The organism is Streptomyces sp. NPDC024017 (assembly GCF_040638895.1).
In the GTDB taxonomy this organism is placed as follows: Bacteria; Actinomycetota; Actinomycetes; order Streptomycetales; family Streptomycetaceae; genus Streptomyces.
This window is the reverse complement of sequence record NZ_JBEZYZ010000003.1, coordinates 645,114-654,784: the sequence shown is the minus strand read 5'-3', so window position 1 is coordinate 654,784 and position 9,671 is coordinate 645,114. Positions and strand designations below refer to the sequence as shown.

Below are 9,671 nucleotides of genomic sequence, written 5' to 3'. Positions count from 1 at the left end.
CTGGCCGAGGCCTTCACCCGGCCGGCGATGATGCACACCCTGGCCCAGATCGGTTTCCAGCAGTCCTACACGTACTTCACCTGGCGCAACACCAAGCAGGAGCTGACCGAGTACCTGACGGAGCTGTCGGGGGAGGCCGCCTCCTACATGCGGCCGAACTTCTTCCCCAACACCCCCGACATCCTGCACGCCTACCTCCAGCACGGCGGCCGGCCCGCCTTCGAGGTCCGGGCCGTGCTCGCGGCGACCCTCTCCCCGACCTGGGGCATCTACTCCGGCTACGAGCTGTGCGAGAACACCCCGCTGAAGGAGGGCAGCGAGGAGTACCTGGACTCGGAGAAGTACCAGCTCAGGCATCGCGACTGGGCCACCGCCGAACGCGAGGGCCGCACCATCACCCCGCTGCTCACCCGGCTCAACACCATCCGGCGAGAACACCCCGCGCTGCACCAGCTCAGGAACCTCCGCTTCCACCACACCGACAACGACGCGCTCATCGCGTACAGCAAGCGCAGCGGGTCCGATGTCGTCCTGGTGGTCGCCAACCTCGACCCGCGTCACGCCCAGGAGGCCACGGTCTCGCTGGACATGCCGCAACTCGGCCTGGACTGGCACGAGTCGGTGCCGGTGCGCGACGAGCTCACCGGCGAGACCTACCACTGGAGCAGGAACAACTACGTGCGTCTTGAGCCGGGGCGGGCTCCCGCGCACGTCTTTCACGTCCAGTCCCCGCCCGCCGCGCACGCGAACGGAGGGGCAAGAACGTCATGACCGTGAACGAGCCCGTGCTGGACACCTTCGAGGACACTCCCGCGAGGGACCGTGACCCGGATTGGTTCAAGCGCGCCGTCTTCTACGAGGTGCTCGTCCGCTCGTTCCAGGACAGCAACGGCGACGGCGTGGGCGACCTCAAGGGCCTCACCTCCAAGCTCGACTACCTCCAGTGGCTCGGCGTCGACTGCCTGTGGCTGCCGCCCTTCTTCAAGTCCCCCCTGCGCGACGGCGGCTACGACGTCTCCGACTACACGGCCGTGCTGCCGGAGTTCGGCGACCTGGCCGACTTCGTGGAGTTCGTCGACGCCGCCCACCAGCGCGGCATGCGCGTGATCATCGACTTCGTCATGAACCACACCAGCGACCAGCACCCGTGGTTCCAGGAGTCACGCAAGGACCCCGACGGCCCCTACGGCGACTACTACGTGTGGGCCGACGACGACAAGGGCTACCCGGACGCGCGGATCATCTTCGTCGACACGGAGACCTCGAACTGGACCTTCGACCCGGTGCGGGGCCAGTACTTCTTCCACCGCTTCTTCTCCCACCAGCCGGACCTCAACTACGAGAACCCGCGCGTCCAGGAGGAGATCCTGGCCGCGCTGAAGTTCTGGCTGGACCTGGGCATCGACGGATTCCGGCTGGACGCGGTGCCCTACCTCTACGCGTCCGAGGACAGCAACTGCGAGAACCTGCCCGCCACGCACGCGTTCCTCAAGCGCGTCCGCCGCGAGATCGACGCCCTGTACCCGGACACGGTGCTGCTGGCGGAGGCCAACCAGTGGCCCGAGGACGTCGTCGACTACTTCGGCGACTACCCGAGCGGCGGCGACGAGTGCCACATGGCCTTCCACTTCCCGGTCATGCCGCGCATCTTCATGGCCGTACGGCGGGAATCCCGCTACCCGGTCTCGGAAATCCTGGCCAAGACACCGGCCATCCCCTCGGGCTGCCAGTGGGGGATGTTCCTGCGCAACCACGACGAGCTCACGCTCGAGATGGTCACCGACGAAGAGCGCGACTACATGTGGGCCGAGTACGCCAAGGACCCCCGCATGCGCGCCAACATCGGCATCCGCAGGCGCCTGGCTCCCCTGCTGGACAACGACCGGCACACCATCGAGCTGTTCACCGCGCTGCTGCTCGCCCTGCCCGGCTCGCCGATCCTCTACTACGGCGACGAGATCGGCATGGGCGACAACATCTGGCTCGGCGACCGGGACGCCGTCCGGACCCCCATGCAGTGGACCCCGGACCGCAACGCCGGCTTCTCCACGTGCGACCCGGGCCGTCTCTACCTTCCGGCGATCATGGACCCGGTCTACGGCCACCAGGTGACCAACGTCGAGGCGTCGATGTCGTCGCCGTCTTCGCTGCTGCACTGGACCCGGCGCATGATCGAGATCCGCAAGCAGAACCCGGCCTTCGGACTCGGCTCGTACACCGAACTGCCCTCCTCCAATCCCGCGGTGCTGGCCTTCCTGCGGGAGTACGAGGACGACCTGGTCCTGTGCGTCAACAACTTCGCGCGGTTCGCGCAGCCCACCGAGCTCGACCTGCGCGAGTTCGCGGGGCGGCACCCGGTGGAGCTGTTCGGCGGGGTCCGCTTCCCGGCCATTGGCGAGCTGCCGTACCTGCTGACCCTCGGGGGCCACGGCTTCTACTGGTTCAGGCTCACTCGAGTCGCATCCCGCATCGGCCGGCGACTGTGAGCCTGCGCCGACGAAAGGAGGCGTGACCATGCCGAAGACCGCATCCCCCCGCCCGGACCTCGCGCGCCTGGCCGAGCCCATGGAGTCGCTCGGCGGGCTGCTGCGCGAGTGGCTGCCCCGGCAGCGCTGGTTCGCGGGCAAGGACCGGCCCGTCACGGAGCTCGGCCTGCTGTCGATGACCGAGCTCTTCCCGGGCTGTCTGCATCTGCTGGTCCACGCCGGTCACGCCGGCCACACGGGTGTGCCCTCGCCCGGCGGGGCTCCCCCGGCCGGCGACTGTTACCAGCTGCTGCTCGGTGTGCGGGAGCAGCCGTCGCCGCGGCTCGGGCGGGCGCTCATCGGGCGGGTGCAGGACGGGCCGCTGGCCGGGCTGACGGTCTACGACGCGCTGCACGACCCCCGCTCGGCCCAGCTCCTGCTGGACCGGCTGCGGCATCCGGGCACCGCGGGCCCCCTGCGCTTCGACTGCGACCCGGACCAGCAGGTGCCCGCCGGGCTGGTGCCGCGGCTGCTGGACGCCGAGCAGTCCAACTCCTCGCTGGTGTACGGCGACGAGTACATCCTGAAGGTCTTCCGGCGCATCCAGCCGGGCGTCAACCCGGACCTGGAGGTGCCGGGCGCGCTGGCCTGCCAGGGCTGTCACCGCGTGCCCGCGCCCGTCGCCTGGTTCCAGACGAACCACCCGTTCAAGGCCACCCTCGGCGTGCTCCAGCCGTATCTGCGGGACGCGTCCGACGGCTGGACGCTGGGGCTGCACGCGCTGGCCGCCGGGGACGACTTCACGGTCCAGGCCCGGGCGCTGGGCGCGGCCACGGCGGAGGTGCACCTCGCGCTGGCGTCGGCGTTCCCCGTCGGCGGGCCCGGGGAGAACGGGCAGACGGCCGCCGCGATGATCGAGCGGCTGGACGCCGCGGCGCACTGCGTGCCCGCGCTGCAGCCGTTCGTGCCGGGACTGCGGACCGCGTTCGCCGCCCTCACCAGCTGCGACCCCGGGCCGCCCGCCCAGCGCATCCACGGCGACCTGCACCTGGGCCAGGTGTTGCGGGCCGGGCGGGACTGGTTCGTCATCGACTTCGAGGGCGAGCCGTCCCGGCCGCTCTCCGAACGGCGCAGCGCCCACTCCCCCGTGCGGGACATCGCCGGGATGCTGCGCTCCTTCGACTACGCCGCCCGGCAGCGCCGCCCCTGGCGCCCGGAGTGGGCCCGCCGCTGCCGCGAGGCCTACTGCGCGGGCTACGCCGCCCGTGCCGGCTGGGACCCACGCAAGAAGCACGGACTGCTCCGCGCCTATGAGACGGACCGGGCCGTGTACGAGGTGCTGTACGAGGCACGGCACCGCCCCGACTGGCTGCCTGTACCGATGGCGGCGATCGAGCGCCTCGCTGTGAGAGGAGACTGAGCCGTGGCCCTGCGAGACACCTCAATCCCGGAGCCGTCAGGCCCGGTCCCGCGCACGACCGCGCCCGCCCTGAGTCCGGAGGACCGCGGACGCCTGCTGGCGGGTGCCCACCACGATCCGCACGCGCTGCTGGGCGCCCACCCGGTGCCCGGCGGGGTCGTGTTCCGAGTCCTGCGCCCCTTCGCCCGCGCGGTGAGCGTGGTGATCGACGGCACTCGCACGGCCCTCGTCTCGGAGGGCGACGGCCTCTTCTCGGGCGTACTGTCGCTGGACGCCGTCCCCGAGTACACCGTGCACGTGGCGTACGAGGACGGCGAGCAGGAGACGCACGACCCGTACCGCTTCCTGCCCGCGCTCGGGGAGCTCGATCTGCACCTGATCCGTGAGGGCCGGCACGAGGAGCTGTGGCAGGCGCTCGGTGCGCAGCCCATGACCCACGAGGGCGTCGCGGGCACCCGGTTCACCGTGTGGGCGCCGAACGCGCAGGGCGTGCGGGTCGCCACGGACTTCACCCACTGGGACGGGACGCAGTTCCCGATGCGGTCCCTGGGCGCCTCCGGCGTGTGGGAGCTGTTCCTGCCGGGCGTCGGCGAGGGCACCGCGTACAAGTTCGAGATCCACTCCCGGTACGGCCAGCGGTTCCTCAAGGCCGACCCGATGGCCCGTCGCTGCGAGGAGCCGCCCAACACGGCGTCGATCGTGACGGCCTCGCACTACGAGTGGGGCGACACCGAGTGGATGGCGCACCGCGCCGACACGCCCGTGCACGAGGCGCCGTTCTCGGTGTACGAGGTGCATCTGGCGTCGTGGCGGCCGGGGCTGACCTACCGGCAGCTCGCCGAGGAACTCCCGACGTATGTGAAGGACCTGGGCTTCACGCACGTCGAGCTGATGCCGGTCGCCGAGCACCCCTTCCACGGGTCCTGGGGGTACCAGGTCACGGGGTTCTACGCTCCGACGTCCCGGCTCGGCACCCCGGACGACTTCCGGTTCTTCGTCGACGCCTGCCACCGGGCCGGCCTCGGCGTGATCATGGACTGGGTGCCGGCGCACTTCCCGAAGGACGACTGGGCGCTGGCCCGGTTCGACGGGGAGCCGCTGTACGAGCCCGGGGACGACCGGCGCGCGGAGCACCCGGACTGGGGCACGTACGAGTTCGACTTCGGCCGCACCGAGGTGCGCAACTTCCTCGTCGCGAACGCCGTGTACTGGTGCGAGGAGTTCCACATCGACGGGCTGCGGGTCGACGCGGTCGCCTCGATGCTCTACCTGGACTACTCGCGCGAGGACGGCCAGTGGGAGCCCAACGCCTACGGCGGCCGGGAGGACCTGGCGGCCATGGGGTTCCTGCAGGAGATGAACGCGACCGTGTACCGGCGGGCCCCGGGCGTGGTCACGATCGCGGAGGAGTCCACCGCCTGGGGCGGGGTGACCCGGCCGACCGAGACCGGCGGGCTCGGCTTCGGGCTGAAGTGGAACATGGGCTGGATGCACGACTCGCTGGAGTACATCGCCCTCGAGCCGGTGCACCGCAAGTACCACCACCACGAGATGACGTTCTCGATGGTGTACGCGTACAGCGAGAACTACGTCCTGCCGATCTCCCACGACGAGGTCGTGCACGGCAAGCAGGCGCTGGTGTCGAAGGTGCCCGGCGACTGGTGGCAGCGGCGTGCCACCCACCGCGCCTACCTCGGTTTCATGTGGGGCCACCCCGGCAAGCAGCTGCTGTTCATGGGGCAGGAGTTCGCGCAGGGTGCCGAGTGGTCGGTGGAGCACGGGCCGGAGTGGTGGCTGCTCGACGACGGCTACCACTCGGCGGGCGACCACCGGGGCGTGCGCGACCTGGTCCGTGACCTGAACACCGCGTACCGGGCGACACCGGCGCTGTGGCAGTGCGACACCCGCCCGGAGGGCTTCAGGTGGGTGGCGGTGGACTCGGCCGACGACAACGTCTTCGCGTTCCTCCGCTACGACGCCGAGGGCAATCCGCTGCTGGCGGTGTCGAACTTCTCCCCCGTCGTGCGGCAGGACTACGGCCTGTGGGTGCCGGGTGACGTCGTCGCCTGGGAGGAACGCCTCAACACCGACGACACGCGCTACGGCGGCAGCGGCGTCACCAACCCGGATCCGGTCAAACCGGAGGACGGCCGTGTCCACATCACGCTGCCTCCGCTCGCCACGGTGTGGCTCACGCCGTTCGCCGTGTGAAGTCCTGCCGCCTCAGCAGGTGTCCCACCCGCCTGTGAGGGGCACTGGAGGTCGTACCACCGGGGGCAACCCGGTGGTACGACGCGGCAGGCACAGAAGGGCGGGCATCAGGTGCGCACCGTGGGAGTGGAGGAGGAACTCCTCCTGGTCGATCCGGAGACCGGTGAACCGCGGGCGCTGTCCGCGGCGGTGCTCGCCCGGGCGGAGAAGGACGACGCGGATCAGGACGTCTTCGAGAAGGAACTCCACGAGCAGATGCTGGAGTTCGCCACCCATCCGCAGTCCTCCATGGAGAGCCTGCGCGCGGAGATCGTCCGCTGCCGCAAGGAGGCCGCCCGGCACGCGGGGGAGATCGGCTGCGCGGTGGCCGCGCTCGCCACCTCGCCGCTGCCGGTCAGTCCGGCCATCGGGGTCAACCGGCGGTACCAGTGGATGGCGGAGCAGTACGGCATCGCCACCCGGGAGCAGCTCGTCCTGGGCTGCCATGTGCACGTGTCGGTCGAGTCCGACGACGAGGGTGTGGCGGTCGTGGACCGGCTGCGGCCGTGGCTGCCGGTGCTGAGGGCGCTGAGCGCGAACTCGCCGTTCTGGCAGGGCAAGGACACGGGGTACAGCAGCTACCGCAGCAGGGTGTGGGGGCGCTGGCCGTCGGCCGGGCCGGCCGAGATCTTCGGCTCGGCGGAGCGGTACCACCGGCTGATCTCGGACATGGTGGCGACCGGCGTCCTCCTCGACGACGGGATGATCTACTTCGACGCGCGGCTGTCCCAGCAGTACCCGACGGTGGAGATCCGGGTCTCGGACGTGTGCCTGCACTCCGGCACGGCCACGCTGATCGCCACCCTCGTCCGCGGGCTGGTCGAAACGGCGGCGCGGGAGTGGCGGGCCGGTAGGGAGCCGCTCGGCCACGGTGTCAGCCTGCTGCGGCTGGCCGACTGGCAGGCCGCCCGCTCCGGCCTTGCGGGCGAGTTGCTGCACCCCGAGACCATGCGGCGCATGCCTGCCGAGGCCGTGGTGCGAGCCCTGCTGGACCATGTCGAGGAGGCCCTCGCGGGCACCGGTGACCTGGAGCGGGCCCGGGCCGCCTGCGACGAACTGCTGAGGGAGGGCAACGGCGCTCAGGTGCAGCGCGCGCTGATGGAGCGCACGGGGCGTCTGCGGGACGTCGTCACCGAGTGCGTCCGCCACACACAGGAGTGAGGCGCCCCGTCTGTTCCGGGTAGGGGCTCAGAGGATCAGGACGAGGGCGTAGGCCAGGAAGAACGCCGCGATCAGCACCGCTACGACGATGATCACGGTCAGCGGGGCCTTGGCCCAGCCCTTGGTCGGGTTGTGCGTCTCCCGGGGCAGCGTTTCGGGCATGCTGCTCTCCGCGGGTGGGGTCTCGCCCGGCGGTACACCGCCGCCGGGTTCCAGACCTGGGGTGCGTTCGGGTTCGGGATCGGGACTGATGTGAGTCATGCCGTCCGTGTCCCCCGATCACGCCGAGATCATCAGGGGATCCACTTCCGTATTTTCCGACCCCAGAGGGTCTCGACTCGACTACATTCGAGCACCGCCGATGACGGTACCCGTCGGCAACGTCACACCCCGTACATGTCAGGAGCAGTGCATGCGCGACCTCGCCCTCGCTCCCCCGGCCGTGGCGCCCCTGAGCGGCGGGCTCGCCGACAGCGTCTTCGAGACGGCGGAGCGTGAACCGACCCGCCCGATGCTCGCCCGCCGCGCCGACCCGGCCTCCGCGACCTGGGAGGAGGTGACGGCGATCGAGCTGCGCGACGAGGTGGTGGACGTGGCCAAGGGGCTGATCGCCTCGGGGATCGCGCCGGGCCACCGCGTGGCGATCATGGCGCGCACCCGGTTCGAGTGGACGGTCCTGTGCTACGCGCTGTGGGCCGTGGGCGCCGAGGTCGTGCCGGTCTATCCGACGTCGTCGCGTGACCAGGTGGAGTGGATCCTGCGGGACGCGGGCTGCGTGGCCGTGGTGGTCGAGGACGAGCAGGGGGTCATGACCGTCGGCTCGGTGTGCGCGTCGCTGCCGCTGCTGCGCCACGTCTGGCAGCTGGACGCGGGCGCCCTGGAGGACCTGACGGTGCGCGGGGAGTTCATCCCGCTCGCCACGGTCGACTCGATGCGCCGCATCGTGCTGCCGGACTCCACGGCCGTCATCGCCTACACCTCCGGCACCTCCGGCCATGCCATGGGCTGCGCGCTCAGCCACCGCAACCTGGCCGGCCCCTGCGACACGCTGCTGGCGGGCTGGGGGCACACGGCCGCACCGCGCGGGGAGCAGGGCTCCGTACTCGCGTTCCTGCCCTTCTCCCATGTGTACGGGCTCATGATCCAGGGGCTGTGCGTACGCGGCGGGCTGCTGATGGGGCACCAGGGCGATCTGAGCGGGGAGGCCCTGTCGGCGGCACTGCGCTCGTTCCGGCCCACCTACCTCTACGCGGTCCCGTCGATCCTCGAGAAGATCTACAAGAACTTCCTGCGCACGGCTCAGCAGGGGGGTCACGGCGGACTGTTCGAGCGGGCCGCCGAGACGGCCCGGGACTTCGCCGCGGCCCTGGAGCGCCAGCGGCTGGGCCGCGGCCGGGGTCCCGGCTTAGACCTGCGGCTCCAGCACGCCCTCTACGAGCGCACGGTGTACCGCAGGCTGCGGGCGGCGCTGGGCGGCCGGGTGCGGCGGGCGACGTCCGGAGGCTCCCCCCTCAGCCGCGATCTGTCCCTCTTCTACGAGGGCATCGGCATCTACGTGCACGACGGGTACGGCCTGACGGAGACGGCCGGCGGGGTGACGATGCAGCCGCTGGGCCGGGAGAAGTCCGGGACGGTCGGGCAGGCGCTGCCGGGCATGGAGATCCGGGTGGCCGAGGACGGGGAGATCCTGGTGCGCGGCCCGTCGGTGTTCCAGGGGTACGTGGGCGACCAGGCCGCGACCCGGGCCGCACTGCGCGGCGGGTGGCTCGCCACCGGGGACCTCGGGCAACTGGACTCGGAGGGCTACCTGACGATCACCGGCCGCAAGAAGGAGATCATCATCACCAGCAGCGGCAAGAGCGTCGCCCCGCTGGCCCTGGAGCAGCGGCTGCGGATGCACCCGCTCGTCCACCAGGCGGTGGTCGTGGGGGACAACCGGCCCTGCGTAGGCGCCCTGATCACGCTGGATCCGGAGTTCCTGGCGCACTGGCGGGCGGCGCTGGCGCTGCAGGGCGAGATGCGGGAGGCGCGGGAGGAGAACGCGTTGCGGGAGGAGGTCGCGCGGGCCGTGGCCGCCGCCAACAGCGCCGTGTCGCGGTCGGAGTCGATCCGGGTGTTCAGGGTCCTGCCGGAGCCGTTCGACGTGGCCAACGGGCTGCTGACGCCGTCGATGAAGCTGCGCCGGGACGAGATCGTGCGGCACTACGCTTCCGAGATCGACTCGATGTACCAGTCACGGAGGCGTCCCGGGCGGCCGAGCACCCCGGACGAACCGTCGAACTGGGACGATTCGGACAATGTGTTCCGCTGAGCGTGCAGCCGGACGACTAGGCCTCGTCGCCTCGGGAACACGCAACAGTGGCGACGCAAGAGAA

7 protein-coding genes are annotated in these 9,671 nt (G+C 70.9%); 6 read left to right on the top strand and 1 reads right to left on the bottom strand.

What is annotated here, in order from left to right:
* The 5 genes from AB0G20_RS11350 to AB0G20_RS11330 all read left to right on the top strand — a co-directional run.
* Nucleotides 1-771, top strand: a 771-nt coding sequence (locus AB0G20_RS11350; RefSeq protein ID WP_361299329.1) for an alpha-glucosidase C-terminal domain-containing protein, incomplete at its 5' end; no start/stop codon positions are given.
* Complete coding sequence (gene treS, locus AB0G20_RS11345; RefSeq protein ID WP_361299326.1) at nt 768-2,486, top strand: maltose alpha-D-glucosyltransferase; 1,719 nt, start codon at nt 768-770, stop codon at nt 2,484-2,486. The genes AB0G20_RS11350 and treS, both read left to right, overlap by 4 nt.
* Nucleotides 2,487-2,514: 28 nt before the next feature.
* Nucleotides 2,515-3,885, top strand: coding sequence for a maltokinase (locus AB0G20_RS11340; protein WP_361299323.1), 1,371 nt, complete (start codon nt 2,515-2,517; stop codon nt 3,883-3,885).
* A gap of 3 nt (nt 3,886-3,888) precedes the next feature.
* Nucleotides 3,889-6,096, top strand: a complete 2,208-nt coding sequence (gene glgB / locus AB0G20_RS11335; RefSeq protein ID WP_361299320.1) for a 1,4-alpha-glucan branching protein GlgB — start codon at nt 3,889-3,891, stop codon at nt 6,094-6,096.
* A 111-nt stretch (nt 6,097-6,207) separates the two neighbouring features.
* Nucleotides 6,208-7,296, top strand: coding sequence for a glutamate--cysteine ligase (locus AB0G20_RS11330; RefSeq protein WP_361299317.1), 1,089 nt, complete (start codon nt 6,208-6,210; stop codon nt 7,294-7,296).
* Nucleotides 7,297-7,323: 27 nt separating this feature from the next.
* Here AB0G20_RS11330 and AB0G20_RS11325 read toward each other — a convergent pair whose 3' ends face one another.
* Nucleotides 7,324-7,557: a DUF6480 family protein gene (locus AB0G20_RS11325; protein ID WP_361299314.1), complete on the bottom strand. Its 234-nt coding sequence runs from the start codon at nt 7,555-7,557 to the stop codon at nt 7,324-7,326.
* Between the two features lie 151 nt (nt 7,558-7,708).
* Between AB0G20_RS11325 and AB0G20_RS11320 the strand changes: the two genes are divergently transcribed.
* A complete protein-coding gene (locus tag AB0G20_RS11320) occupies nt 7,709-9,607 on the top strand; it encodes an AMP-dependent synthetase/ligase (protein WP_361299311.1) in 1,899 nt (632 codons plus the stop codon).
* The last annotated feature ends 64 nt before the right edge of the window (nt 9,608-9,671 follow it).